The 26,469-nt window shown below is 41.4% G+C and carries 21 protein-coding genes and 1 pseudogene; 15 read left to right on the top strand and 7 right to left on the bottom strand.

The window, feature by feature from the left end:
• Positions 1 to 37 precede the first annotated feature (37 nt).
• From V7K56_RS25490 to V7K56_RS25475, 4 genes and pseudogenes are all read left to right on the top strand, one after another.
• Positions 38 to 2,602: a TonB-dependent receptor gene (locus tag V7K56_RS25490; RefSeq protein ID WP_334914845.1), complete on the top strand. Its 2,565-nt coding sequence runs from the start codon at positions 38 to 40 to the stop codon at positions 2,600 to 2,602.
• Between the two features lie 239 nt (positions 2,603 to 2,841).
• The gene (locus V7K56_RS25485; RefSeq protein ID WP_334914841.1) at positions 2,842 to 3,426 is read left to right on the top strand and encodes an AMIN domain-containing protein; all 585 of its coding nucleotides are present in this window, start codon (positions 2,842 to 2,844) and stop codon (positions 3,424 to 3,426) included.
• Positions 3,351 to 3,968: pseudogene (locus V7K56_RS25480) on the top strand (TonB-dependent siderophore receptor); the annotation flags it as partial. The gene V7K56_RS25485 and the pseudogene V7K56_RS25480, both read left to right, overlap by 76 nt.
• 48 nt (positions 3,969 to 4,016) lie before the next feature.
• Entirely contained in the window at positions 4,017 to 4,253 is a 237-nt protein-coding gene (locus V7K56_RS25475) for a hypothetical protein (protein ID WP_334914837.1), read from the top strand.
• Between the two features lie 107 nt (positions 4,254 to 4,360).
• On the opposite strand, the gene V7K56_RS25470 is transcribed toward V7K56_RS25475, so the two are convergent.
• Positions 4,361 to 5,350 carry a DUF4351 domain-containing protein gene (locus tag V7K56_RS25470; RefSeq protein ID WP_334914835.1) on the bottom strand — a complete coding sequence of 330 codons (990 nt, stop codon included), beginning with the start codon at positions 5,348 to 5,350 and terminating at the stop codon, positions 4,361 to 4,363.
• Positions 5,351 to 5,594: 244 nt separating this feature from the next.
• On the opposite strand from V7K56_RS25470, the gene V7K56_RS25465 reads away from it, so the two are divergent.
• From V7K56_RS25465 to V7K56_RS25440, 6 genes are all read left to right on the top strand, one after another.
• Positions 5,595 to 5,825, top strand: a complete 231-nt coding sequence (locus V7K56_RS25465; protein WP_334914833.1) for a hypothetical protein — start codon at positions 5,595 to 5,597, stop codon at positions 5,823 to 5,825.
• Between the two features lie 544 nt (positions 5,826 to 6,369).
• On the top strand, positions 6,370 to 7,548 hold the full coding sequence (locus V7K56_RS25460; RefSeq protein WP_334914831.1) for a cytochrome c oxidase subunit II: 1,179 nt from the start codon (positions 6,370 to 6,372) through the stop codon (positions 7,546 to 7,548).
• 81 nt (positions 7,549 to 7,629) lie between these two features.
• Positions 7,630 to 9,366: a cytochrome c oxidase subunit I gene (ctaD, locus tag V7K56_RS25455; RefSeq protein WP_334914829.1), complete on the top strand. Its 1,737-nt coding sequence runs from the start codon at positions 7,630 to 7,632 to the stop codon at positions 9,364 to 9,366.
• Between the two features lie 105 nt (positions 9,367 to 9,471).
• A complete protein-coding gene (locus V7K56_RS25450; protein ID WP_334914827.1) occupies positions 9,472 to 10,098 on the top strand; it encodes a cytochrome c oxidase subunit 3 in 627 nt (208 codons plus the stop codon).
• 1,316 nt (positions 10,099 to 11,414) lie between these two features.
• A complete protein-coding gene (locus V7K56_RS25445; RefSeq protein WP_334914825.1) occupies positions 11,415 to 12,623 on the top strand; it encodes a serine/threonine-protein kinase in 1,209 nt (402 codons plus the stop codon).
• Between the two features lie 205 nt (positions 12,624 to 12,828).
• Entirely contained in the window at positions 12,829 to 13,929 is a 1,101-nt protein-coding gene (locus tag V7K56_RS25440; RefSeq protein ID WP_334914902.1) for a PstS family phosphate ABC transporter substrate-binding protein, read from the top strand.
• Positions 13,930 to 13,977: 48 nt separating this feature from the next.
• On the opposite strand, the gene V7K56_RS25435 is transcribed toward V7K56_RS25440, so the two are convergent.
• Positions 13,978 to 14,550 carry a P-loop NTPase fold protein gene (locus tag V7K56_RS25435; RefSeq protein ID WP_334914823.1) on the bottom strand — a complete coding sequence of 191 codons (573 nt, stop codon included), beginning with the start codon at positions 14,548 to 14,550 and terminating at the stop codon, positions 13,978 to 13,980.
• 477 nt (positions 14,551 to 15,027) lie between these two features.
• Between V7K56_RS25435 and V7K56_RS25430 the strand changes: the two genes are divergently transcribed.
• Positions 15,028 to 15,306, top strand: a complete 279-nt coding sequence (locus V7K56_RS25430; RefSeq protein WP_334914901.1) for a hypothetical protein — start codon at positions 15,028 to 15,030, stop codon at positions 15,304 to 15,306.
• 393 nt (positions 15,307 to 15,699) lie between these two features.
• On the opposite strand, the gene V7K56_RS25425 is transcribed toward V7K56_RS25430, so the two are convergent.
• Together V7K56_RS25425 and V7K56_RS25420 are read right to left on the bottom strand one after the other, a co-directional pair.
• Entirely contained in the window at positions 15,700 to 17,463 is a 1,764-nt protein-coding gene (locus V7K56_RS25425) for a tetratricopeptide repeat protein (RefSeq protein WP_334914820.1), read from the bottom strand.
• Entirely contained in the window at positions 17,453 to 18,745 is a 1,293-nt protein-coding gene (locus V7K56_RS25420; protein ID WP_334914819.1) for an ATP-binding protein, read from the bottom strand. Before V7K56_RS25420 ends, V7K56_RS25425 begins: the two co-directional genes overlap by 11 nt.
• A 970-nt stretch (positions 18,746 to 19,715) precedes the next feature.
• Here V7K56_RS25420 and V7K56_RS25415 point away from each other — a divergent pair.
• From V7K56_RS25415 to V7K56_RS25405, 3 genes are all read left to right on the top strand, one after another.
• Positions 19,716 to 20,084 carry a hypothetical protein gene (locus V7K56_RS25415; RefSeq protein WP_334914818.1) on the top strand — a complete coding sequence of 123 codons (369 nt, stop codon included), beginning with the start codon at positions 19,716 to 19,718 and terminating at the stop codon, positions 20,082 to 20,084.
• A 217-nt stretch (positions 20,085 to 20,301) separates the two neighbouring features.
• On the top strand, positions 20,302 to 20,475 hold the full coding sequence (locus V7K56_RS25410; RefSeq protein ID WP_334914817.1) for a DUF6888 family protein: 174 nt from the start codon (positions 20,302 to 20,304) through the stop codon (positions 20,473 to 20,475).
• Positions 20,472 to 20,684 carry a DUF6887 family protein gene (locus tag V7K56_RS25405; protein ID WP_229486806.1) on the top strand — a complete coding sequence of 71 codons (213 nt, stop codon included), beginning with the start codon at positions 20,472 to 20,474 and terminating at the stop codon, positions 20,682 to 20,684. Before V7K56_RS25410 ends, V7K56_RS25405 begins: the two co-directional genes overlap by 4 nt.
• 516 nt (positions 20,685 to 21,200) lie before the next feature.
• Here the strand turns inward: V7K56_RS25405 and V7K56_RS25400 are convergent.
• The 3 genes from V7K56_RS25400 to V7K56_RS25390 all read right to left on the bottom strand — a co-directional run bounded on the left by V7K56_RS25400 (position 21,201) and on the right by V7K56_RS25390 (position 24,155).
• A complete protein-coding gene (locus V7K56_RS25400) occupies positions 21,201 to 23,213 on the bottom strand; it encodes an SUMF1/EgtB/PvdO family nonheme iron enzyme (RefSeq protein WP_334914816.1) in 2,013 nt (670 codons plus the stop codon).
• A 1-nt stretch (position 23,214) separates the two neighbouring features.
• Positions 23,215 to 23,607 (bottom strand): Pepco domain-containing protein, encoded by a 393-nt coding sequence (locus tag V7K56_RS25395; protein ID WP_334914815.1) that lies wholly within the window; start codon positions 23,605 to 23,607, stop codon positions 23,215 to 23,217.
• A 308-nt stretch (positions 23,608 to 23,915) separates the two neighbouring features.
• Positions 23,916 to 24,155, bottom strand: coding sequence for a hypothetical protein (locus tag V7K56_RS25390; RefSeq protein WP_334914814.1), 240 nt, complete (start codon positions 24,153 to 24,155; stop codon positions 23,916 to 23,918).
• A gap of 178 nt (positions 24,156 to 24,333) precedes the next feature.
• On the opposite strand from V7K56_RS25390, the gene V7K56_RS25385 reads away from it, so the two are divergent.
• Positions 24,334 to 26,469, top strand: a 2,136-nt coding sequence (locus V7K56_RS25385; RefSeq protein WP_334914812.1) for an NACHT domain-containing protein, incomplete at its 3' end; no start/stop codon positions are given.

Raw genomic sequence — 26,469 nt, 5'->3', positions numbered from 1 at the left:
GTAATCTTCTTAAGAAGGCTTGTCAGGGTAGGATGTAATGATAAATCAGTGGCAACAAGTGGCGTTAATCGTAAGTGTGCTGCTAACATTGGGCGTTAGGCCTGTTTGGGCACAAACAGTTGAGAAAAATATCGTTAATATTCCTAGCATCCGTGAAGTTAAACTTCCTCTCACTAGCGCCGAAAGAAGAGTGCAATTGCCAGCACCGTCAAATACGCTTGCCTCAGAAGTTGTGCAAGTGACAGGAGTTAAGGCAAATCCCACTGATAAAGGTGTGGAGGTGATTTTACAGACATCCAAAGGACAGCAGTTGCAATTGGTGAATCACAGTGCTGGCAATAACTTCATTGTTGATGTTCCCAATGCTCAGCTGCGCCTTCCTTCTGGTGAGGCATTCACATTCCGCTCGGATAAGCCAATTGCAGGTATTACACAGATCACAGTCAGGAATTTTGATGCCAATACTATCCGAGTAACGGTGACGGGGGAAACTCTTGTACCACAGGTTGAGTTGTATGACAGTCCAAACGAAGGTCTGATATTCTCTGTGGCAAGTACTGCACCAAAGGCGCAACAACCGCAGCAGCCACAAAACCAGACACAGCTAAATCAACCGTCAACTAGTGGTGATGAACCGATTGAACTAGTGGTGACAGGGGAGCAAGACGGATACAGCGTGCCAGATGCCTCAACTGCTACCCGGACTGATACGCCTTTGCGTGATATTCCTCAGTCGATTCAAGTGGTTCCCCAGCAGGTACTAAAGGATCAACAAGTCATTCAAGCTTCAGAGGCGTTGCGTAACGTTAGTGGTGTCCAACAGTCAATACCATCTGGCGGCAGTGCTGAAGACATATTTTCCATTCGTGGTTTTGAGCAAAACGTTAATCTACGTGATGGTTTTAGAGACACTGACCAGAAATTGGTGGAAACCTCTAATTTAGAACGGATCGAGGTACTTAAAGGACCTGCTTCAGTACTATATGGCAATGTAGACCCTGGTGGAGCGATCAACTTTGTCACCAAACAACCACTTAGAGATCCTTTTTATTCTTTAGGAGTGCAAGCCGGAAGTTTTGGTCTTGTGCGACCGACCCTGGATCTATCAGGTCCGTTAAACCCAAAGCGTACACTGCTGTATCGGTTGAATGCAGTTTATCAGCATGGCGGGTATTTTCGGGACTTGGACCAAGAAATTGAACGTTATTTTGTCTCGCCTGTATTCAGCTGGAAGATTGACGAACGCACCAACTTGACCCTGGAATTTGAACATTTAGATGAGAAGCGACCTCTTGATGACGGACTTATTGCCTTTGGTATAGGAGTTGCAAATATTCCCTTTGATCGGGTTCTAAATGAAAGGGATGATAATTTCAGTCGAACACAAGACACGGTGGGATACCGTTTAGAACATGATTTGAGCGAAGACTTGAAGCTTCGCAGTCGGTTTCGATTCACTGTAAGTGACTCCAGATACCGTAGTGCTTACGCTGGAAGCTTAAACAAGCAGACTGGGGAACTGAGTAGAAGCTGGGCTGATATACCAGTTAATTTCAAGAACTATTTGCTGCAAAACGATTTAGTTGGGAAGTTTTCTACTGGTAGGGTCAAGCACACACTTCTGTTTGGTGTTGATTTGGAAAGGACAACAAATAATATCGATTATCATGTTGATGCTGCTCCTAGTATTAATATCTTTAACCCCGTTTATGGAACCGTTCCTCGTCCCAATCAAGATCAGCTTCCAGTGGTCTATGCGATCAATAATCAAACAAATTTTTTAGGCATCTTTTTGCAAGATCAAGTAGCAGTCACTGACAATTTAAAATTACTGCTGGGAGGACGCTTCGATTTAGTCGATCAAAAGTCTACTTCAGATCAACAAGATGATGCCTTTACGCCACGGGTTGGGATCGTCTACCAACCGATTCAACCAATTTCCCTCTACGCTAGCTTCAGTAAATCATTCCAACCCAATTCAGGAACTCGTGTTGATGGTTCACTGCTCCCACCAGAGCGCGGTACTCAGTATGAGGTTGGTGTCAAAGGTGAATTTCTTAACAATCGGTTGACAACAACCCTAGCTGCCTACGAAATCACCAAAAGCAACGTCGCCACAACCGATCCTAACAATACAAATTTTGTCATTCCAGTTGGAGAGCAGAGAAGTCGCGGCATTGAGTTGGATGTCACAGGCTCCATTCTTCCAGGCTGGAATATCATCGCCTCTTACGCTAACACCGATGCCAAAGTTACAAAAAGCAACAATGGGCAACAAGGAAACCAACTTTATAATGTACCATATAACGCTGCTTCTTTGTGGACAACCTATGAACTTCAAACTGGGAGTTTGCAAGGGCTAAGCTTTGGCTTGGGTTTATTCTACGTAGGCGATCGCCAGGGGGATCTGGCTAACGACTTTAAAGTAGATAGCTACTTGCGGACTGATGCCAGCATTTTTTATCGGCGAAATAACTTGAGCCTGGGTCTCAACTTCAAGAATCTTTTTAATATTGACTACATTGAAGCTAGCCGAACTAGAACCACTGTTAACCCTGGTGCGCCGTTTACCGTGCAGGGTACGATTTCTTGGCAGTTTTGATCGGACATCGGCTTTCGGTTACTGCTTTGCTGCATTGTTTGTTGATCGCTCTCTCTGCTAATAGACACTATTTCTTAATAATTAGTTAAGAGTATTACTATAACTATTTGTCTTAGACAGAGAAAATAATCTTAATTTGCAGCGATCGCTCAAATTACTGTATTCTCCTACATAGAATTAGATACAAATAATTATCAACTAGCAAGCTGTATTTGGAAAGTTTGGTTGGGTGTGGAGTGATGATAAATCAGTTACAACAAGTGGTGTTGATGGTAAGCACCCTGTTCATATTGGGTATTCAAGCCGGATTGGCACAAATGCAAGAGCAGAAATCTGCCCTAGCTAATATCCCTAGTATCGGCGAGATCAAACGGACACTCACTAGCGCCGAAAGAAGAGTGCAGTCTCAAGCTCTACAAAACCCCCCTTCGCCAGGGGTAAAACAGGAGGGTGAAATTGTGCCAATAACAGGGGTGAAAGCCAATCCTACTGCCAAAGGCGTAGAGGTGATTTTAGAAACACCTACTGGGACTCAACTGCAAGTGACAAATCGCAGTGCTGGTAATAATTTTATCGTGGATATATCTGGTGGGCAGTTACGATTAGCTGATGGCAATGCTTTTACATTTCGTTCTCAAAAACCAGTTACAGGAATTACCCAAATCACAGCAGAGAATATTGATGCCAATACTGTACGGGTGACGGTAGTGGGTAAGAAAACCTTACCAAAAGTTGAGTTATATGATGCGGTCAGGCAGGCGATAACTCTGTTTTTGAACCTCAACGCGGCACTCAATATGAGGTGGGTGTCAAAGCAGATTTAAGTGACAGAATCTCTGCAACCCTCGCAGCATACCAGATCACAAAAACCAACGTCCTGACCACCGATCTCAACAATACCAATTTTTCCATTCAGGTTGGAGAGCAACGTAGTCGAGGCGTTGAGCTAGATGTTGCAGGCGAAATTCTCCCCGGTTGGAAAATTATTGGCACTTACGCTTATACCAATGCTGAAATTACTGAAGACAATCAATTCCCAGTTGGTAATTTATTGAACAACGTTGCAAAGAATACTGCCAGTCTATGGACAACTTATGAAATCCAACGTGGGAGTTTACAAGGTTTAGGATTTGGATTGGGACTGTATTATGTAGGGGATAGACAAGGAGATTTAGATAACAGTTTTATCTTACCCAGCTACTGGAGAACGGATGCAGCACTTTATTACAAACGCAATAACTGGAAGGCTGCAATCAATATCAAGAATCTCTTTGATGAGAAATACTACGAAACTAGCCAGGCAAGAACCGTCATCTATCCTGGTGCGCCGTTGACTGTGTTGGGAACAATTTCGTGGGAGTTTTAGTGTCCCCGGTAGGGAGTTAGGATAGTAAGGGAATGAAGGGGTTGGAGTTTGAGCTTGGGGTTATTCTACATCGGCGATCGCCAGAGAAATTTAAACAACTCGTTTGTTCTGCCAAGTTATTTACGCACGGATGCTGCTATCTTCTACAACCAAGGAGGTTTTCGAGCCGCAGTCAATATTAGGAATCTGTTTGACGCTGACTATTTTGAGACTTCCCAGAGCCAGACGCGTGTTTTCCCAGGTGATCCGTTGACGGTGGTGGAGTCGATTTCCTGGGAGTTATAAAGAAATTTTAGTAGTCAACAGGCGATCGCTGTTTTTGTGAAATTTGGAGTTAGAGCGATTACTAAAAATGCCCATGAGCGATCGCCTTTTTTATATCGATAAATTTTCTATACTGTTTGATTTGCCTCGAACCAGTCAAGTAGATCAGCGATAGTTATAAAATCCAACAAAGCCTCACCTAGTGCTTCTAATTGCTCTAGGGAAAGAGTTTCAATATGCCCTTGAACCTCTTGTGGTAACTCTCCTATTCGTCTTTGTAGTTGCCGCAGCACGAGTCTTTGTCCTTGTTCCTGTTTTCCTTCTAGTTTTCCTTCTAGTTTTCCTTCTTCCTTTCCCCGCTCATAGCCGATGCGCTCGCCTGTGGTAATGTAGCTCATAGTCCGCTCCTGCTCGAATTGTTTAAACTCTTGCCAAAATTCTGCTTCTAAGGCTTTTGGTAAAATCATAACCCAATCGATAAATCGATACAGATTACGAATATCTTTTTCCTGTAACCCTAATTCATACAATCGGCGAATTAAACTCAATTTCCAACTTTTACGTTCTGTGAGCTTTTTAGTTGTTTGCTGTGTCTTCAAATGTGCCATCACCACTATGGCAAATGGGTTGTTGCTAGCTTCTAATTCTTGCCACCGATTTTGATAATCCAAAAGCTTGACGATGCCAAATTCAAAGTTCAGTCTGGTATTGGGGTAATTATAACTATATTGATAAGGTCGCCATGTCGGGTCAGCATCACACAAAATTGCTAAACTTATGGCAGGTTTTGCAAATTTGTCAAATATTCGTAAGCTGTAAGAAAACATTCTTTGGGGAAATATGTCTTCTGGTGTAGCTTGGATTTCCACATGAATTAATAGCCAAATTTCTTGTCCTTGAAGTTGCCAGACTTTAACTAATTTATCTGCATATCTCCTACCAAATTCTGCTTCGCGTGCTATTTGTTGAAATTCTTTATCGAGGAATTCGTGTGGATGTTGCCAATTAATTAATGCTGCTGTTTCGGGGAAGAAAAATTGCATGGCTTGGGGAAAGTATGTTGATAAAATTTCTTTCCACGGGCTATCATTGTCTGCTCTGGCCAATTCTTCAGTCATCAGCTAGTTGGTAGATGATATGCTTGTTATAACCCAGATTCTGCATTTGAAAGTTTACATCAGACTATTTGCTTGAGTTTGACTTCTTTAGTAGTCAACAGGCAAACGCTGTTTTTGTGAAGTTGGAGTTAGAGCGATCACCTCGATAAAATCTCTGTTTTTCGGAAGTTGCGTCACGAGTGCCAAGAATGTCTATGAGCGATCGCCTTTTTTCAGAAGTTGAAATCAGAGCGATCACTTTTTGATGAGAATTTTTGATCGAGGCGATCGCCAGGGAAACTTAGACAACACGTTTACTGTGCCAAGTTATTTACGCACGGATGCTGCTATCTTCTACAACCAAGGAGGTTTTCGAGCCGCAGTCAATATTAGGAATCTGTTTGACGCTGACTATTTTGAGACTTCCCAGAGCCAGACGCGTGTTTTCCCAGGTGATCCGTTGACGGTGGTGGGGTCGATTTCCTGGGAGTTATAAAGAAATTTTAGTAGTAAACAGGCGATCGTGAGAAACAAGATCCCTGACTTCTTTGAGATGTCAGGGATCTGTCGCTTTCAATTCTCACAAATAAAAAACTTCACCCACAAGGGGATAAAGTTTTTGGGCACTTGTACTTAGCGTTGCCGTTGGTGCAGCCCAAGGTAGAGAAGTATAGGGCATGGGGAAGAAGTTTACCAATGCCCGAAGTGTCGCCCCGTCGCTTGAGGCGACTATCCCTCTCTACCCATGATTCGATTGAGTTTCTCGTCGCTATCTTAAATTTTCTCATTGATTTACGTCTATTTCTATCAGTATCTGATAAACCCTATAAAAAAGCTAAATTAGCGTTTCTACTGAAATTCTCAAAAGACAATGCTTAACTAAACCTTATTGTTTGATCAACTTCTTGCACTCAGGATGAGTAAAGTAGCCAAAAAAATTAATAAAAATTTCAGAACACTGTACTCCATATCTAACAGCCTAGACTACCTTAGTAAGTGGGCAGCTTTGAGATAACGTAGTAAATTCAATTAAGTAAACCGTGAAGATTCCAAGTTCAATCTGGACATTACTCATTGGCATCGTGCTAACGCTAGCCAGCCTTTGGTACGGTCAATATCACGGTCTGTTGCCAGCAGCAGCCACGGATGAAGCCGTCTTAGTGGATGGTCTGTTCAACGCGATGATGATCGTTTCTACAGGTATATTCCTGATCGTCGAAGGTGTTTTAATTTTCTCTGCATTTAAATACCGTCGGCGTGCAGGTGACAATGAAGACGGCCCACCAGTTGAGGGCAATGTACCTTTAGAAATTCTCTGGACGGCGATCCCAGCAATTATCGTTATCGGTATTTCTGTTTACAGCTTTGATGTCTACAACGAAATCGGTGGTTTTGATCCCCATGCTATCCATGAAGCACCGATGAATCAGGAGTCGATGAAAAAAATGCCAGGTCATGGGAGTGCAATGGCTGCAACTTTAAGCGATACTCCTCCCAGCACCGAACCGAACCTCAATCAAGAAAAATCTGATCAAGCAATGCAAGACCCAGCTACGGCAGAAGTCCGCAATGCTGACCAGATTCCCCAACTGCGGAATGCCCCAGGTGTAGGTAGTGTTGCTCCGACAATTGGGGGCACTCCTGATAAAGCAGGCAAACCAGCAGGATTACAGGTCAACGTCACAGGTCTACAATATGCTTGGCTTTTCACCTATCCTGAAACTGGTATAACTACAAGTGAAATGCACGTCCCCATCGGGCGTGAAGTGGAAATCAATATGACAGCTAACGATGTCATCCACGCCTTTTGGGTGCCAGAGTTCCGCCTGAAACAAGATGCGATTCCTGGTAGGCAGAGCGAGATTCGCTTTACACCCAGAAAAGCAGGCGATTATGCCCTAATCTGTGCTGAACTTTGTGGCCCCTACCACGGTGCAATGAGAGCAACAGTAGTTGTTGAGCCAGAAGAAGCCTTTGACAAATGGGTGCAAGAGCAGTTAGTTGCCAGCAAAGAAACACTAAATCAAGCCGTTGCTGTGAGCGAGTCCCCGTCTTGGCGGTTTCCGGCGTTAGCGCAAGCGGTAGCGAGGAACGAGCGTCTGGGGAACTCGCGAACCCGAAGGGTTAACCCTGCCAATCTATCCCCAAATGAATTTCTTGTTCCTTACACCAAGGACATGGGAATTCAGCCAGAAATCCTCCATCAAGTTCACAAATAGTCATTGGTCATTAGTCATTAGTCATTAGTACTCATACAAATGGCAAGTGACAAAGGACAAATGACAAAGGACAAATGACAAATGACCCAAGCTCAAGTGCAAGAAACTGCCAACGCCCCTGCTCTTGTTGAGGAGCCAGGGATCAGAAAATGGCAAGACTATTTTAGTTTCAACACCGATCATAAGGTGATTGGGATTCAATACCTAGTCACTACATTCATTTTTTACTGTATTGGTGGCGTGATGGCTGACTTGGTTCGTACAGAACTGCGAACTCCAGAAGTCGATTTTGTCACCCCTGAAGTCTACAACAGCTTATTTACACTGCACGCCACGATCATGATTTTCTTGTGGATCGTGCCAGCTGGTGCAGGTTTTGCTAACTTCCTCATTCCTTTGATGATTGGGGCAAAAGATATGGCATTTCCCCGCTTGAATGCTGTTGCCTTTTGGATGATTCCCCCTGCGGGTTTATTGTTGATCGCTAGTTTAGTGGTAGGCGATGCACCGGATGCGGGTTGGACTTCTTACCCTCCCCTGAGCTTGGTAACAGGTCAAGTAGGTGAGGGAATTTGGATTATGAGCGTTCTCCTACTAGGCACGTCATCTATTTTAGGAGCAATCAATTTCCTCGTCACATTGCTCAGGATGCGTATCCCTGATATGGGGGTTCACCAAATGCCCTTGTTCTGCTGGGCGATGTTTGCTACCTCGGCACTGACTCTGGTATCTACACCAGTGTTAGCAGCAGGTCTAATTCTGCTGGCTTTTGACTTATTGGCAGGAACGACATTTTTTAACCCGACTGGAGGTGGCGACCCAGTTGTGTATCAGCACATGTTCTGGTTTTACTCCCACCCTGCGGTTTACATCATGATTTTGCCCTTCTTTGGGGCAATTTCAGAAATTATCCCGGTGCATTCCCGCAAGCCGATTTTTGGCTATAAAGCGATCGCTTATTCGTCTCTTGCCATTAGCTTTTTGGGGCTAATTGTTTGGGCACACCACATGTTTACCAGCGGTATCCCCGGTTGGTTGCGGATGTTTTTTATGATCACCACCATGATCATTGCCGTACCCACGGGAATTAAAATTTTCAGTTGGTTAGCAACCATGTGGGGTGGAAAAATCCGGCTTAACAGTGCCATGCTGTTTGCAATGGGCTTTGTCGGTACCTTTGTAATTGGTGGGATCAGTGGCGTGATGTTGGCAGCAGTGCCCTTTGATATTCACGTTCACGACACCTATTTTGTAGTAGCACACTTGCACTACGTGCTATTTGGTGGTAGTGTTCTCGGCATTTATGCAGCGATTTACCACTGGTTCCCGAAAATGACGGGACGGATGCTAAACGAATTTTGGGGTAAGGTTCACTTTGCTTTAACAATAGTTGGTCTAAACATGACCTTCTTACCAATGCACAAGCTGGGATTAATGGGTATGAACCGCCGTGTCGCCCAGTATGACCCTAAATTTACCTTTATCAACGAAATCTGTACTTATGGCGCTTACATACTAGCAGTTTCGACATTCCCCTTCATCATCAATGCGATTTGGAGTTGGTTGTATGGTGAGAAAGCTGCCAATAATCCTTGGAGGGCACTTACCTTAGAGTGGATGACAACCTCACCGCCAGCGATCGAGAATTTTGATGAACTCCCAGTATTAGCTACGGGGCCCTATGACTACGGTTTGGAAAAGGCTAAAGAAGGTGTACCCTTATCTGATCCCAATCCAGTCTTGTCTGGTGGCCCGAACTCAGTGTTAAGAGCAGAACCCGACCCAGCAGTTGCTGCCAATCCCGAAGACCGGAAATAAACTGGGGACTAGGGAAAAAGCAAGGGAGCAGAGTTTTCCCCTCCGCCCCCCGCACCCTGCCCCCCTACCTCTTTTTAATGCCCAATTCTCCACTTATCAAAATTCATGCAAAGTCAAACTATTGACCCAGCTAAAACCGAACTAAATCATCACCACGCGGCACAAGCGTCCGTCGGTCATCATGAAGAACATCCAGACCATCGTATGTTTGGGCTAATTGTCTTCTTGGTTGCTGAAGGGATGATTTTTATGGGGTTGTTCGGAGCCTATTTGGCTTTCCGTGCTACCTTACCTGCATGGCCGCCAGCAGGTACCCCAGAGTTAGAACTATTGCTACCTGGAGTCAACACCATCAATCTAATTTCTAGTAGTTTTGTCATGCACAATGCCGATACTGCGATCAAAAAGAACGATGCGCGGGGTGCACAAATCTGGTTAGCAATTACTGCTGCAATGGGTGCTATCTTCTTGGTGGGTCAAGTATATGAATATACCCATTTAGAATTTGGTTTAACTACCAATTTATTTGCTAGTGCATTTTACGTTTTGACTGGTTTCCACGGATTGCACGTTACTATCGGCGTTTTGGCAATTGTTGCTGTGTTGTGGCGATCGCGCGTTCCGGGTCACTATAGTAACGAAAAGCACTTTGGTATTGAAGCAGCCGAAATCTACTGGCACTTCGTTGACGTGATTTGGATTATTTTGTTCGGATTACTGTATCTACTGTGAGTATTAATTAACTAGTTGTTCAATCCACGCGGACAACTTAATAAGCCCCTACTAAGGGGCTTTTTTAATTAACAGAATAAAAATATAGCAGGAGGCAGGAGGCAGGAGGTAAAACTATTGCTAATACCAATTTGAAAAAAGAATGCAACAGATACATACGGACATACCTTTGTTCTGTCTGGCTTTCTTAATGCATGAATTTTGTTAGCGCAGCGTTAGCGAGTCCGCGTTCGCTTTTAGCGTCTCGTAGAGAGCGTCATTTTGAATTTTGAATTGGTATAACTCTAGCATTCACCCCATCCTTATGTCCTAACCTATGTGACTACGGCTATATCAGTGAAAAAGATTGTAGAGATATAGCACTGCTACCTCTCTACAAAGGTTATGGATAATGCATATTTATCATTTACCCAGAAAAGTTAAAGAAAAAAATATATCAAAACAAGCGTATACTATTCTCACTATTACTTTTGCTAGATGCAACTGAGTTATTGCAAGTGATATTAATACGAGTAAAGTAAAAGGTGGGAAAGGTGGGAAAAGTAGGATGTTTTAGAGTAAGTGTTGAATAACCAGTTAATATACTGTAAATTGATATTCTAAGGACAGAGTGAACCAATAAATAAAGAAAGTTCGCAAATTTATGCGGATTTAATTTAAGGAAATGCAGTCCTAATATTTTTTGTATCACATATTAATTGTGGTATTTCATGGAAGCGAATACGCATTACAGATTTGCCAGAATTACAAGTAGATCGAGATCATAAAATGTGTGAGTGATTGAAAAGTTACACCTAATTTACTTACTTCAAAAACCATCACTCCATATTTACCTCAAGAGCTTACCCGATCTTTTTTAGTTTTTTCATCGAACTCACATTGATCTGACAATGCGATCGCAGTTAGTAAAGACTCAAATCTGGTCACAAATTGTGGCAAACACTCTAAGAGTATTTGTGCTTTTAAATTTCACTGTTCAAGGTTTTGTCAGTAATCAGACTTAACTGTTAAAATAAATAAGTAAATATCCTGATTCCTGAATATTATTTTCTGCCCACAGTTTAAATATTGTAGACTAGTGTTAAATTTACTTAAGTGATAACATTACAAAAGTATTTCATGAAATACTTTTGTATTAAGATACTTATAAAGGTATTAAATAAAGCAATCAAGCAACTAAACATCCAACTTATCTAAAGCACAGGTCGCCCGATGGCTAACTGCCGCAAACACCAGCAAATCTAGCAGCAAGCAGTTATTCATAACCTCACCAAGCTCTGAATGGTCAGTAAATATTAAGAAGTAGTATACGCCACATGAGCCAGAACCCTCTAGTCAGAAAAACACTCCGAAGTCGCTTTGAGACTGTCAAAGTGATGGGAAGCGGAGAATCTGGTAATACTTACTTATTAGGGGGTGCTATACGTAACGGACATCGATACTCTCTCAACAGAAAAACACTTCGGAATCGCTTTGAGATTATCAAAAAATTAGGAAGCGGAGGTTCTGGTGATACCTACTTAGCTATTGACTTGGATTTACCAGGACAACCCCATTGTGTTGTCAAACATTTCCACCCAAAAGATTCCAGCCCTGCTGTTCTACCCATTGCTAAAAAGCTATTTGATCGGGAAGCAGAAGTTTTATACCAGCTAGGCTACAACCACGAGCAAATTCCGAGACTGTTTGCCCATTTTAATGAAGACGGGGATTTTTATTTAGTCCAGGAATATATTGACGGTCATGCCTTGACTCAAGAAATTGTCCCAGGTCAGTGTCTGAATGAGAATACAGTATTAAATTTATTAAAAGACATTCTAGAAGTGTTAGCTTTCGTCCACGAACACGATATTATTCACCGAGATATAAAACCTCAAAACTTAATGCGGCGGTACTCCGATCGGAAGATTGTGCTAATTGATTTTGGGAGTATCAAGAAAATTGGTGCTTTGGGAGCAGGCTTAACAATTGCTGTTGGAACTCCTGGCTATATGCCAAGCGAACAAGCTAAGGGAAAGCCAAAACTTTGCAGCGATATTTATGCTGTAGGGATGATTGGCATTCAAGCTTTAACAGGTTTAATACCTGAGCAACTACCAGAAGATCCCAATACTGGAGAAGTTATCTGGCGCGACAAGGCACAGGTAAGTGATAGTCTGGCAAATATTTTAGATACAATGGTTCGCGATCGCTACACCCAGCGTTATCAGTCTGCCACACAAGCTTTGCAAGCCCTTAATGATGTAGCGTTATCAGAGTCTTCACAATCTGCTGACATCAACCACAAGGCTGATGATACCTATTTGCTAACTTATAAAAACTTTATTTTGTTGCTGGGCATAGGTCTTGGTGCTACGACTAGCTTGATAGTAATAGTTTTAATCTACACATTTATTAATACAGGAACATCAGTTCCAAACCAACCGACTCCACTAAAGAGTTTTCTAGAAAAATTTGTTGAGTTCCCATTAACTAATATGAATAGTCTAGTAGCTAAATCAGCACCTAACAAAAGAATCAGTTAAAGCAATTGCACCATTGCAAAAACTACCAAATAGCAAATTTAATTTCACTAGATTAGAAAAAGTTAATCATTTAGCAGCAATCATAAAACTGCTTATTAACTAGCTATTAGAGATTTACTTCAAATTTAAATATTTAAAGATTACTGTAGGATAAATACTTAGATATTCCTGTAAGATAAATACAATGAAACAAATATTTAAAAATATGGACAATACAAATCAAAGAAAAGCTTTAATTAACAGCGAAATCGCCCTGTTTCTCAGAGGTTTGATTATTGGTAAAGTTTTGACAATTATAGTTATTGGCGGATTACTTTGGTGGTTCTTGAAGCCAAATTTGCCCCGCACCAGTGTTAACTCTTCCACTGCTCAAAATGGCAAGAGCGTATCTAATTATGTCTCTAATAATAATGAATCAAATAATGGATCAACTTTTCAGACAGTTGCTGATGTTCCCCCTGACTCATTCAATTACGGAGGTAGTACAGCTTGGGCATCTATCCGGCAATTGGTAGATTCTCAGATCCAGAGCGATCGCCCGGAACTACAATTACACTATGTAAACCCTGTTAATGGTAGCCCTGGTTCTAGCTCCGGCATTCGGATGTTGCTTGATGGGAAAATAGACTTTGCTCAGTCCTCCCGTCCTCTCACAGGTGAAGAACAAGCTACGGCAAAAGAACGAGGCTTTACCCTTGAGCAACGTCTGGTAGGTAGAGATGGGATAGCAGTGGTAGTCAACCCATCACTCAATGTGCCTGGTTTAACTGTTGACCAATTGCAGCAAATTTATTTAGGGAAAATTACTAATTGGAATCAAGTCGGTGGGCCAAATCTACCCATCACAGCTTTTTCCCAACGACCAGAGGATGCAGATACAGTAATATTCCCTAGTAACAGCGACTTAAAGGGGCAAGCACTTGGTTCTAGTGTGCAGTATGTCTACTCTGCTACAGAAGCAGTGCGCCAACTCAGTAAAACCCCTGGTGGTGTGTATTACGCTTCTGCCCGTTCGGTAGTCTTTCAATGTAGCGTGAAGGCTTTGCCATTGGGTCAGACTTCTGGTCAGCTAATTACCCCCTATCGCGAGCCGATGGTACCACTTGAACAGTGTCCACGTCAGCGCAACCAGCTAAATACTGAGGCGATCAAAAATGGCAGCTATCCGATGATTGCTAATTTGTTTGTGATTATTAAGCAGAATAAAGGTCAAGAACAGCAGATTGGAAATGCTTATGCCAATCTTTTATTAACCGATCAGGGACAAAAGGCAATTGAGCACGCTGGTTTCGTTGGAGTTCCCTAATAGATTTGGAAGACAATTGAGCAAGCTTCCTACCGATCCCCGACTTGTTTAAGAAGTCGGGGATTTAGAGCGATCGCGTTTTTGGTCATGTCGAGATATTTGTCTGATAAATTCAAGTGCAAAAGCTGCCCAAAGAGCTTCTGCTTTATCATGTCTCCAAGCATTGAACCACACTACTGTTGAAGGTTTAAATTTTTTGAAATTTAAACCCAGCAGTTTTAAACGTGTATGAAAGCTAGATAAATTTTCACGAATATTATTATTTTTAAATTTCTCAAGATCCTTTTCACACTTATACCTTTGCTTTCTAATATCATTGTCAAAATGGTTCTTTTCAATTCTTTCAATTGCCTTCTCTAGTTGCTTCATAAAAGAAGACTTACCACTACCCCATTCACCCTCTATAGCAAGAGTTAACGGCGGTTGGGTTTCAGAATTTGTTAAAAAAGTTGCAATAGCTGTCACATAAGGTTGAAAACCAAGGTAGTCTTCAAACGTAGGTTGATCCTTAATAGCAGCATCATTAACAGACTCTTGTTGCTCGTCAATATCTGCTTGAGGGCTAACATTAGCAGTAGACTGTTCTTGAGAATCGGCATTATCTGTAGTGTTGTCCGCCATATAAACTTTTGAGCCAGCTTAACAACAAAGTATCTGCTAGATTGTAGTTAAATTTACCATACATCAGCGAGAAAACCAAGACCTTGCACCATTCTCAAATCCTACCCTGTTGGGTAAGTCAAAAGTCACGCATTCAAAAGTCAAAAATAAGTCATTTTAAATAGTAAAAACTTAGTTTGAGAAAAAGGCGACCCCGTTGGATAAGTCAAAAGTCACGCATTCAAAAGTCAAAAATATACATAATTTCTTGTCGTTAAAACTTGAGAATTATTAATAAAAATTCTGCAAATAATGGTTGACAAGTATAATTTTATACATTAAAATAAAAATATGATAAAGGCGATCGCTAAATTCCACAAAGAAGACAGCGATCGCTCTTATCTAAACCCCAAGATCGATAAAGGCGATCGCCTCATCCCGGAAAGAAGTGTGCGATCGCCCTTATCTAAACCCCAAAATCGGAGTATGAATACAATAATGGCACAATTGAAAAATTCCGCCCAGTCAAAATTAGAACAATATCTGCGTGGCGACGATTCCATTCCACCCATCGGCAATCAATCGCCTGAGAGTTCATTTCCCAAGAGAGAACGGATAAAGCATCTACTGATTGGTTCTGCCAAAGCCGTTACTAGCACAATCCACTATTTACAGGTAATTGGCTACGCCAGGGCTGGCGACTGGAGTCCACTGCAACCAACCGATAACCCAGATGAGGTTATCAGCATTTTAATCCGTCAAATTCTCATGCAATAACCTAGATATGGAGACGTTGCATTGCAACGTCTCTAAAATTGTTGATTTCTATTAAAAAACCGAAAATTTAAGTAATTTAGAGCATTGCGGAAGCTGCTAACGTCTTTTACCCCCCTTAATCCCCCCTTGTAAAGGGGAGAAATTCCCAATATAGTTCCCTCCCCTTTCCAAGGGGAGGGTTAGGGTGGGGTATTTTCGTACTTCATTAACTTGCAATCTGCTGTACTTAATTTTACATGACTACTTAACGGCGATCGCTACCCAACTAAAAATCTAATGATTCTAGCGACTGTCTTAAAACTCAATCCTTCTACTCTGCACCTGTGCACCCATCGAAGTTTTGAGCGGCGGCTTCCGCCGCTCAAACTTCTCTCTGCATGAGATTTTCTGACCTTAATTCTCCCGCATTGCTACACTAAGTTTTTCTAAATTCTCCCGCACGGCTACACAACGAAGATGCTCAACACCCCTGACTCGTTCACAAATATCTAAAGCTTGCAAATAAAGCGGTTCTGCTTCAATGTAACGTCCAGTTGCACGATAAATTTCTGCCAGATTATTCAGACTTTCGGCAACATTGGGATGATTTTCTCCCAATAAGTGCTTATCAAGTTCTAATGCCTTTATACATAAGGGTTCCGCTTCATTGTAACGCCCCTGCTCTCTGTACATATAACCTAAAGCATAGATCGTATCTGCTAAAAGCGGATGCGCTTTTTGTAATACACGCTGCTTGAGTTCTAACGATTCCAAAAACAAAGATTCCGCTTCACTGTAGCGTCCTTGAGCGCGGTATATTAAACCTAAATTGTGCAAATCTGTTGCAACATCAGGATTTTCTTCTCCCAAAAATCGCTTATCTAGCTCTATTGCTTGTTGCGATAACGGTTCAGCTTCAGTGTAGCGTCCTTGATGATAATAAAGTAGTGCTAAATTATTTAGTATCAGAGCGAAAGAAAGATGATTTTCGCCAAGCAGACCTTTTTCGAGTTCTAATGATTGCAGATACAGAGGTTCTGCTTCCTCATAACGTCCTTGTTGATCGTATAGTAATGCCAAATCGTTGAGACTGGCGGCAACATCGGCATGGTTTTCTCCCAATAGACGCTTCCTCAGTTCCAAAGCTTGTTGATATAGAAGTTCTGCTTTACTATATTGTCCAGTAGATTTGTAGAGTCCTGCCAAATTATTCAGGCTAGTAGCAAAAGCAGGATGATTTTCTCCTAACAGGCGTTTCCTTAGTTCTAAAGCTTGTTGATATAATGGTTCAGCTTCGCTGTAGCGTCCTATTGCACGATATATTCCTGCCAAATTGTTGAGGCTAGTAGCTAAATCTATCTGCAAACCTAATTCATTTTGTAGCTCACTCGCCTGACGCCAATATTTAATTGCTAATTCTTGTTCTTCTTGATAATTTTGAGATTCACCCCGATTTAATCTACTGTGGTAAATATCACCCAATCTTGAGTATAACGTAGCCAAAGTGGGGTTTTTGGTTCCCTGTTCTTGTTCTACTTTTTCGATTAACCTTTGTAAATCTTGAATGGGTAAGAAAAAGGCGTTATTTTCATTAGTGTCTGTACTGGCTAATTCTGTGTCTCGAAAAACAAAGCGGATATTTTCTAATTCTTTACCAGGAATAGCATTCGTCTTTTTAGATTCAAACCGAAATACACCATTGCGCCAACTCCAAAAATCAGGAGCTTTTTTAATTAGGTTGACTAAAATTTGGTTAGTTACCCAAAGCACAATCGCAAATGGAAATTCGCGCAATCCTTCCCTTGTCCACTGTAAGTAACCAAAAAATTTCTCTTGTTCTGATTGCTCATTTTCCAACCGGAGAAAATACAATTGTTCAGCACCCGTCACAGCGATTACCGCCGGATTTTGGTGGCGGAGATATTCTTCTTGTTGTATCAGTTGGTTAAGAGCAGCTTTGAGGCTTGGTTCTTGACGCGCTAAAGTTACTCGATATGCACGAAAGGCGGGTTGTAGTTCAGCTTCATATTCAGCAATAATCTGATCGCGAAAGCTAGCATCATCGCAAACTGCAATTAGTAAATTTAAGCCCCGCTTTTGAGCTTCAACAGAAACAATTAAATCATCATAGGCATCTTGATTTTCTCCTTGATCATCTAATAATTCTTCATTTAACATTAATGGCTCCCTGTCTTTTCAAGCTTTCGATAATAATTGGATGAACATCGTACCAAGTTTCTTCAGTGCGATATTCTAGAACATACAGCCCGTGTAACAAATCTAAAAACTCTGCTTGTTTAGGGTCGTTGGGCATAAATTGTTCGTACACACTCTGCAAAATATCGAAATCAACCTTTCCTAAACGGATGGAAAAATCATTGCGAATTTTATTGATTGCTTGTAGAAGAATTTTATCATCAATGATAACTTCGGCTGAAGGATTTCGCCGAATTGCTCGCAAACATATACGGCAACACTCCTTAGAAATCCGAATTAACTCTCGCAATACGCCACCACTGTAAATTACAATCTTTTCAGCCGTTTCTGCTGCAATTAATTCACTGGGAATTCGTTTTTGTAAAACTTCACCGAGAATCTTTGTTGCTTCTGGGCGAGGTTGGGCATTTGGGAAGCGATTTTTACCTTTATCAAATATTTTTAAGACAGGCATTGCCACAACTTGATCGTTGGTTTCAGTGGCAATTATTGTACTGAGAAATGTTTCTCGAAGAACTGCGATCGGGATGGTGTAAATAATTTGAAAACTAGGTTGACAAAGAGCTTTAATGTTATCTCGATAAATTTCGTTAACTCTGCCTAAGTCAAGTTTATCTAAATCATCAATAATTACTAAAACATATTGTTTAGTCGCAGCTTGAATTAAAGCAGCAATTTCGTTAATTCTGGCAACTAAATCTGATAACTTGCGTTCAAATTCTTGCTTAATTTCATCCCGAACGCTAGCATCAGCTTTTAATTTAGAGCTAATTAATTTTAAGAGGTCAAAACCAATACTAGTTTCTGCTTGTAAATTTGATTCTTCAGTGCGAGTGCGGGTAGCAAACCACTTATAAAGAGCTTCTTTAGTAGATTGCGGAATATCAACTTTGCGTGCTTCTGCCTCTGTCATTAAATTAACTGCGATCGCAAACAGTATATTAATATGATTAACTGCCGACATTTCAATTTTGTCAGCAATAGAAAAGAGAACTACAAAATATTTATCTTGAATTTGTCGGCTAAACTCAGCTAACAAAGTAGACTTACCACATCCTCGATGTCCTGTAAAGACAATTTTGCCATCTCCATTAGGACTATCTTCCACTAATTGGTTCAGGTCTGCAATCAAATCATCACCGTATTCAACTCTAAATCTTTCCATTTCGTTCCGTTCCATCAACGGAAACAGTTCGAGATTACTGTATGCTTCTTGAAAGGAGTTTAATAAGTCTTGAGACATTGGATAGTGCTGTAAACGTGCTAACTATTCATATAATGGCTCATGATTTTTGAAGCACAAGTTTAGGTAATGTCTAGGATAGAGTATGCCTACATAACTTCTCAACTTCCGTTAATAAATAACTACTAAGTGAGTAGGATGTTATGTCTTAAAAATAGATGCCCTAATCCCCAAATTTCAACCTATCAATAAGTAACAGAGGTCAAGAATTAATAAGACTGAATGATAGATTATACATTCTATAATTTAGACTGAATGATAGATTATACAGATAACATCCTAAAAGCTACTTAACACATAAATAAAATAAAATTTTCAGTTATAAAAATAAATTTTTAGTATACACAAGTTGAATTACCCCCCTTAATCCCCCCGATGCATTGGGGGGAAACCGGAAAATCTAGTTCCCTCCCCTTGGAAAGGGGAGCCACTGCGTTGGGGAGGCAGGTGCTAACAGCGGGTTTCCCGAATTGAAGCAACTGCCGTCGGCTCTGCCGACTTGAAGCAAGTGGCGTAAGGGTTAGGGTGGGGTAAAACCCTGGTTAATCAGCTATTTCAGACTTGTGTGTACACCATAACCCCGTGGAATTATTTGAACAACTTTCATCAAACCAGCTTTTGCAACTCCAAAACCAGCTTTTTCGACTTCAAAACCAGCTTTTTCGACTTCAAAACCAGCTTTTTCGACTTCAAAACCAGCTTTTGCGACTTCAAAACCTGCTTTTGCGACTTCAAAACCAGCTTTTGCGACTTCAAAACCAGCTTTTTCGACTTCAAAACCTGCTTTTCTCAGCGAATTTCAGCAAATATACCCGCATCTATCTAGTTGGATAATGCCATCCAATGCTTTTATAATTCTGTAACTTCACTGTGGCTGCTGCATCTGCTTATTGCGTATTTTGATGATATATAAATAACTCAGTGTGTAAAAGCAGGGTTATTTATAAATTAATTCAAATAGGAAAACTATATGACGCAACGCAAACGAAACTCTATAGCACTGACCAAAGCTGAACGACGGATTGAAGGAATGCAGACAATTAACCCTGAGTTAGACTTTAGTAATGGTTTTTCAATTGTTATTTACAACACTAAAGTAGTTGAGTTACGAGAAAAGCTAGCCGCTTATAATCAAGCACAAACAATAGTAGATAAGACACACAATGCATTAATAGAAGCAGAACGTGAGTTAAATACTTATACTGAGCAGATGCTGTTGAATGTTGCATCTCGCTATGGCAAAAATAGTGATGAGTATGAGATGGCTGGTGGAACGCGCAGGTCAGACCGTAAAAAAGCACGTTCAGTAGTAAACCAAACAGTGACATCTGTGAAGTGATTGTTTAAACTCGCCATTTCTTTAGATAATGGTGCGTTGTCACAAAGATCAACGCACCATTAAAATCAATATAAAGCTAATCAAACTCTTTTTTATAAGAAAGCCCTAATGCTACAAATCCCATCTAAATCGATAACTTTAGATGAGTTTCTCAAGCTACCAGAAACAGAACCTGCTATTTTGATTCCAAGCTATGCGGTTATGAGGTATACAAATCTTGCCAACTGCTGAACAAGGCATCAGGTGTGTCATACTATGTCAATCTTTGACTAATACATTCACTCCTATTTACATTGTCCGCCTCGATGAACAAACAGGTAATGTGTTTATTTTGGCAGGAGATAACATAGAGATAGAAATCTATCGCAATGGTCTTTGGAGGTTCTTGTGATTGAGCCAGAATTTAGCAGCATGAGCAAAACCGAGTTAAGAGCCTTCGTTATTGCTCACCCCGACAACAAAGCAGCGTTTCGTGCTTTTGTTGACCGCTTTACATCTGAAGCGTCTCCAGAGACTTTTGACATCCCAAAATCGAATGCTGAGATTGAAGAAGTTGAAATTTTGATTAAACAAAAATTAGAACAATTAAAAATGAGCTAAATTTTAGAAGTTTCTTTTAAATGTAAGAGAATTAATTGAGTCGAACAACTGTTCGGTTTTGCAACCTACCAAGCTATCCGACTCGGTTTTATATTCGGAGGTTGTCGCCTTCCTCGCTGGTTCAGGTCTGGACTCCCTGGTGTACGCTCGATAAATTCCCACTTACCAACTTTGACAATGGGGAGTACTCACGCCACAGCCACCGCTACCACGCGAAAACCAACATTGTTGTTACGATTCGCGCGCGTTCCTAATTACGATTGGCAGAACGGCAATTCCTGGCATTGTTGTTCCAACTACCGCCACGCAGCAGCTAAAAACGACCTGCCCCATACTCAAACTCTTAAACTAAGTGAGAAATTTGATTAAATGTAGTGTATAATAGTTTTGATATCAAGACATTAATTGTTGGTTGAAAGAAATTTTTGATTCGCCTGCGGCGGACAGGGAAGAAGAAGGGAAAAGAATAAGAAGTGTAGAGGGCATAAGGGGAAGAGGGTAAAGGGCAAGGAATCCTCACGCCACCACCACGCGAAAACCAATAACGTAGTCAAGATGTGTGTGATAGTAATTATGGCGATTAGCAGAACGGCAATCCCAAGCGTAGTCGTTCCAACCACCGCCACGCAGCAGCCTTCCGTCATTCTCTTCACCAGTTAGCCAGGCACTACCATCTTTCGGCGCATCCTGGTAATTCTCATTATATACATCTCGACACCATTCGTATACATTACCATGCATATCGTATAAACCGAAAGAGTTTGGTGAAAATATTCCTACATTTGTTGTTTCTTTACGAAATTCACCTTTTGGAGCAGAACCGTAGGGATTGTCACCGTTGTAGTTAACTAAATCTGTGGTAATCGTTTCACCAAAATAAAATGGGGTCTTGGTTCCAGCACGACAAGCATATTCCCATTTGGCTTCACTGGGTAGTCGATAGTTTTTTCCTGTCTTTTGGCTCAATTTTTTACAAAATTCTACTGCATCATCCCAATTCACCCCTTCTACAGGTCGTTTCTCACCTTTGAAGTTGGAAGGATTATTATCCATAATTGCTTGATATTGCGCCTGGGTGATTTCATATTTACCCATGAAAAACCTAGGCACTTTCACCTGATGCTGTGGACTTTCATCTTTATCTCTTTTTGTTTCTCCTTCCGGTGAACCCATCATAAAGCTTCCCTCTGGTATCTGCACCATTTCTAGGGTGACACCATTCCCTAAATTTTCTTCAAAATATTTCGCTTCCTCTTGACGGCGGTTGGTGATATTTCCCTGTGCATCCACAGTGACAACTTCAAATTGAAAGCTTTTTAGGCTAGATGGCCAAAAACGTGGTACTGCAATTGTCAAACCCAACCCAGCACCCGCAAATCCAGCAGTTTGAATTAAACGTCGTCGTGACCAGTTAGGTAATATTAGGTTTTTTGATGGTGAAGCAGGTGTTGAAGGTGTTGGAATAGTAGATGTTGCAAATTGTTCCGCACCAGAAGTCTGAGTATTAGTAATTGGTGAGGTTGCCTTGGGAGGTGTTTGAGAAGGTTTACTTATAGGTGTATTTGTGACTGACTTAGATGGTTGTGGAATTGTTTGCTCAGATAAATCAGGAATTGCAGAACTATTTCGCAACCGTTCAATTCTTTGTAAACCTCTCACCGCGTCCATATCCTGTCCTGAAGCCGCAGCTAATACTCGAATCCATAATTGCTCTGCTAAATCCAAATTCCTGTTTACTTCTGCTTGGTAAGCATCATTTTTCAACGTGGCGATATCCGCTAGAGTTGCATATCGTGGCACAAGTATTAGGTGGGATTTATTCACAGGTTCAGCAATCACATAAGGCGTTTGCCTTGTATTCTTATGCTGGCGAACCAGTTCAGGCACACGAAACCTGAGATATTGCTCCAATCGTTCAACAGTAGCGCATTTACCTTGAATTCCTAACCCTTCTAGTAATGCAGTGGTAAAAGCACCTTGTTGTAAAGCTTCAATTTCATAAGAATACTCTTGGGGAATACAAGAAAAAATGCTGATAACTCCTTGCTGACGTGCTTCTTGGGCGGTTTGTCGTCCAATTCCTTCACCTGTTTTTTTGCCTTCATTACGACAAGCATCCAGAATCAAGACAACATTATCAGCACCGCAGCGACGCAGACGTTCAGTCACAAAGTTAATCGCAATTGCCGTGTTTTCAATATCCTCTGGATCGCCATCACAGGGCATGAGATAATCACGGTCAGCGTATCTTATCCCATGACCACTGAAGAAAAACCAGAAATTATCCCCTGCTCCCATAAAGGGATTGTCAAATAACTGCCGCAAGACTCGCAGCAAGTTAGTGCGAGTTGGGCGAGTCGATTTTCCAGCAACATTAGGAGAGTCATCAGAGAAGAAGAATATCCGCTCAAATCCGGCTTCATTGCCCAGAAACTCTTGCATTAACTGTGCATCCCGCTTGGCATAGTTTAGCGGTTGCAGATAATCATACTGGTTAATTCCGATCGCGATCGCCCAATTTTTTGCCATTTCACTGTGATTCTTGGCGCTTGAACTTCAGCTTAATTGCTCCTTTACTTCCAGCTTTAGCACCACTGCCAATTAATTTAACTTCTCCTTCGGCACTAATTTCCACCGATAGCTCAATTTCATCTAGCTGCATCCTGGAGTTGACTTTTGCTTGCTGTTCAGCTTGACTAAACAAACTTCCCACGACTTTGAGAAAGTGAGTCATATTTTGCTCTAATTTTTGAGCGCTAACTTTAACGGCATCTCCTACCCCTTTGCTAGCAATACTTTCCCTGATAGTTTCGTCTCCCCAACCGCGTGTATTCGTACTCCCGCCTTTAGCACCGTCAGGAATCGATATTTGCGGCGTTTCATCGGTCACAATCCAAATAGCGTCTGGAGGTGTTTCTGACATATTACTTTAAATATTTACATGAAATTTTCCCATAAATTATAGATACAACGGTAGAGATAGCAATTCCGATTACTAGGAAATCTCACTGAACATCTTGGACAATTCTCAATTAGGGGCTGATGCACAGAGAATTTTGAGATGTTGAAATTAGTAAGATTTTAGAGTTTTAAACAGTCCAGCGATGTCTGTCTTGAAAAGTGACGATCGCTCTTTGCGTATGAATCCGTGTAACTCTATCCCTGTAAACATTTATAATTTGCCTATGGATCTATTAGCCCAGAAGTTAATTTCTGGGCAGAATGTGGGGATTAGCCAGATTTTAGAGTTTTTATCAGTCCAGCGATCGCACCAATTACGATAGAGATGCTGAGTGCGATCGCAAATGGGCTAGAAGGTTGTTGCAGCAATATAGGTGTAACATCAACTGGGTATGATGCATGACCAGCATCAACCACTGGGATAGCTTTTTGCGGCTTTACATCAAGTCGTTCTACTCCGTTTTTTAGTTGCAGGGTTGGGTTCTGTAGGTTTTGATTTACCATTGTCATTGTCGTAACTCCGTTTCACGTGCTTATAAGACAAAGTTACGTTGAGTGATAAGTGAGGCGCTGGACATTTAGGGACAGGACAGGGACAGAGATTAATTGACCTTTTGTGACCCTCAAAAAATCAACCAATCTCTTTAAACTAGAAATATCCTCATCTGCAAAAATAAATATATTAACTATGGGGGAAACACGGAACCGCAATAGTGTTCGAGTCAATGAAGAGGGAAAAAATAAATTACAAAAGGCTAAAGCTGAGAAACGTAATTATGATGACAGTCCTTTAACTTTTTTAGAAATTGCAACAAAAGCCGGAGTGAGTGAGAAGACGGTTAAACGCTTTTTTACTGAAAAATTTGTTAGTAGGAGTTATGGTGAGTGGATCGCCAAAGCCTTAGATTTAGAACTAACAGACTTAATTGATGCAAAAGCGACGACTCCGCCACCTGAAACCGCAGCTACTCCCATTGACTGGCGCGAAATCTGTAACACCATGCTAGAACCGCAGCGGCGGACAACCAGCAATTTCATCATGCAAGATGAATCTGCCAGAAAAGATAAAGAACAAATTTATGTCCCTCTGGCACTGGTACAACGCACAAAAACAGATAAACGCGATAAGGGTAACTTTTCTCCAGATGTGGGAACACGGCTTTATGAACCGCAGTATGAAACGCAGCAGCGATTTGAGCATGAAGCTTTCTTAAGTCAAATTCTAGAACATGGCGAAGGTAAAACCAAAGGCCAGCAAATAGCCGTGATTGGGGAACCGGGTGCAGGAAAAACAACACTCCTGCAAACTATAGCTTTTTGGGTGTTAAAGAAAGATTTAGGTTTACCAGTCTGGATTTCTCTGGCAGACTTGGGGCAAAATAGTACTTTGACAGATATTCAAACATATATATGTAATAGTTGGCTAGAGCAAGCAATTCCTGCAAAACAATTAACTCAGGAAGTGCGGGAAGACTTTATAAAGCAAATACAGCAGGGACAAGTGTGGCTGCTGTTAGATGGAGTAGATGAAATGTCTGGAGGGGAAGCATCTCACCAGCCATTAGAGGAAATTTCCCGTCAATTAACTGGATGGCTACCTTCATCACGAATAGTGCTAACTTGTCGGCTGAATGTTTGGCAAGCGGATGTTAACGCCCTGGAAACCTTTGAAACCTATCGCTTGCTAGACTTTGACTATCCCCAACAGGTGCATCAGTTTATCGATAACTGGTTTGGCAACAGTAAAAAAGGAGAACGGTTAAAGGCAGAATTAGACTCAGCTGAACCAGTACGCCTACAAGACTTGGTGCAAACTCCTTTACGGTTAGCACTATTGTGTGGTATCTGGCACGGTGAAGAAGAGAAGTTACCAGAGACAAAAGCGGGACTGTATCATCAGTGTGTGCAGCAGTTCTACAGATGGAAAAAAAATCGTTTCCGCACCAGCACAAAAGAACAACGCGATTTAAACAAAGGCTTGGGACGTTTAGCACTGCGGGATATCAATGAAGGCAGTTCGCGGTTCCGGTTGCGAGAAAGTTTTATTAGTGAGGAACTGGGAGATGTAGATGATGACACTTCACTGTTTTATAAAGCTTGGCAACTCGGCTGGCTAAATCATGTAGGGATTGCGGCTGAATCTCCTAGCAAAGAAAAGGTTTATGCGTTTTACCATGCCACCTTTGAGGAATATTTTGCCGCGTTAGCCGTTGACGATTGGCACTATTTTTTGAATCACGTTCCTGAAAACCCGCAACAAGGAATATATCGTATATTTGAGCCGCAGTGGAAAGAGGTGATTTTACTGTGGTTGGGACGAGAAGATGTAAAAAAGCAACAGAAGGAAGATTTTATCAAAGCGTTAGTAGAGTTTGAAGATGGGTGCAACAGTCAGAGTCAAATTCTTAACTGGAAGGGGTTTTATGAATATCGAGCCTATTTTCTAGCCGCAGCTGGGATTGCCGAGTTTAAAGATTGTGCTTTGGCAGATGCGATCGCCAAGCAAATTGTTACATGGGGCTTTGGTTATTTCAACATTGAAAAACAGCAGTGGCAGAGGTTTGATGAACGCATAGAAAAAAAGGCTAAAGCTGTACTGGCAGAAACAGATTGCAAAAAAGCGATCGCTGCATTAGTGGAGTTAATTCGTGATTCTCAATCTGAAGAAACCCGTAGGCAAGCGGCATCAATTTTAGGGAAAATAGCTCCAAATAATCACACTGCTATCACTGCATTAGTGGAGTTAATTCGTGATTCTCAATCTGAAGAAACCCGTAGGCAAGCGGCATCAATTTTAGGGAAAATAGCTCCAAATAATCACACT

This window comes from Nostoc sp. (assembly GCF_036917535.1).
In the GTDB taxonomy this organism is placed as follows: Bacteria; Cyanobacteriota; Cyanobacteriia; order Cyanobacteriales; family Nostocaceae; genus Nostoc.
The sequence above is the reverse complement of the archived record's forward strand: the minus strand, read 5'-3'. Positions and strand labels throughout refer to the sequence as shown.

Coding starts and splice junctions, on each gene's coding strand:
- V7K56_RS25490 (WP_334914845.1), top strand. CDS start 38: ATGATAAATCAGTGGCAACAAGTGGCGTTAATCGTAAGTGTGCTGCTA.
- V7K56_RS25485 (WP_334914841.1), top strand. CDS start 2,842: ATGATAAATCAGTTACAACAAGTGGTGTTGATGGTAAGCACCCTGTTC.
- V7K56_RS25470 (WP_334914835.1), bottom strand. CDS start 5,350: ATGACTGAAGAATTGGCCAGAGCAGACAATGATAGCCCGTGGAAAGAA.
- V7K56_RS25465 (WP_334914833.1), top strand. CDS start 5,595: ATGAGAATTTTTGATCGAGGCGATCGCCAGGGAAACTTAGACAACACG.
- ctaD (WP_334914829.1), top strand. CDS start 7,630: ATGACCCAAGCTCAAGTGCAAGAAACTGCCAACGCCCCTGCTCTTGTT.
- V7K56_RS25450 (WP_334914827.1), top strand. CDS start 9,472: ATGCAAAGTCAAACTATTGACCCAGCTAAAACCGAACTAAATCATCAC.
- V7K56_RS25445 (WP_334914825.1), top strand. CDS start 11,415: ATGAGCCAGAACCCTCTAGTCAGAAAAACACTCCGAAGTCGCTTTGAG.
- V7K56_RS25440 (WP_334914902.1), top strand. CDS start 12,829: ATGGACAATACAAATCAAAGAAAAGCTTTAATTAACAGCGAAATCGCC.
- V7K56_RS25435 (WP_334914823.1), bottom strand. CDS start 14,550: ATGGCGGACAACACTACAGATAATGCCGATTCTCAAGAACAGTCTACT.
- V7K56_RS25430 (WP_334914901.1), top strand. CDS start 15,028: ATGGCACAATTGAAAAATTCCGCCCAGTCAAAATTAGAACAATATCTG.
- V7K56_RS25425 (WP_334914820.1), bottom strand. CDS start 17,463: ATGTTAAATGAAGAATTATTAGATGATCAAGGAGAAAATCAAGATGCC.
- V7K56_RS25420 (WP_334914819.1), bottom strand. CDS start 18,745: ATGTCTCAAGACTTATTAAACTCCTTTCAAGAAGCATACAGTAATCTC.
- V7K56_RS25415 (WP_334914818.1), top strand. CDS start 19,716: ATGACGCAACGCAAACGAAACTCTATAGCACTGACCAAAGCTGAACGA.
- V7K56_RS25400 (WP_334914816.1), bottom strand. CDS start 23,213: ATGGCAAAAAATTGGGCGATCGCGATCGGAATTAACCAGTATGATTAT.
- V7K56_RS25395 (WP_334914815.1), bottom strand. CDS start 23,607: ATGTCAGAAACACCTCCAGACGCTATTTGGATTGTGACCGATGAAACG.
- V7K56_RS25390 (WP_334914814.1), bottom strand. CDS start 24,155: ATGACAATGGTAAATCAAAACCTACAGAACCCAACCCTGCAACTAAAA.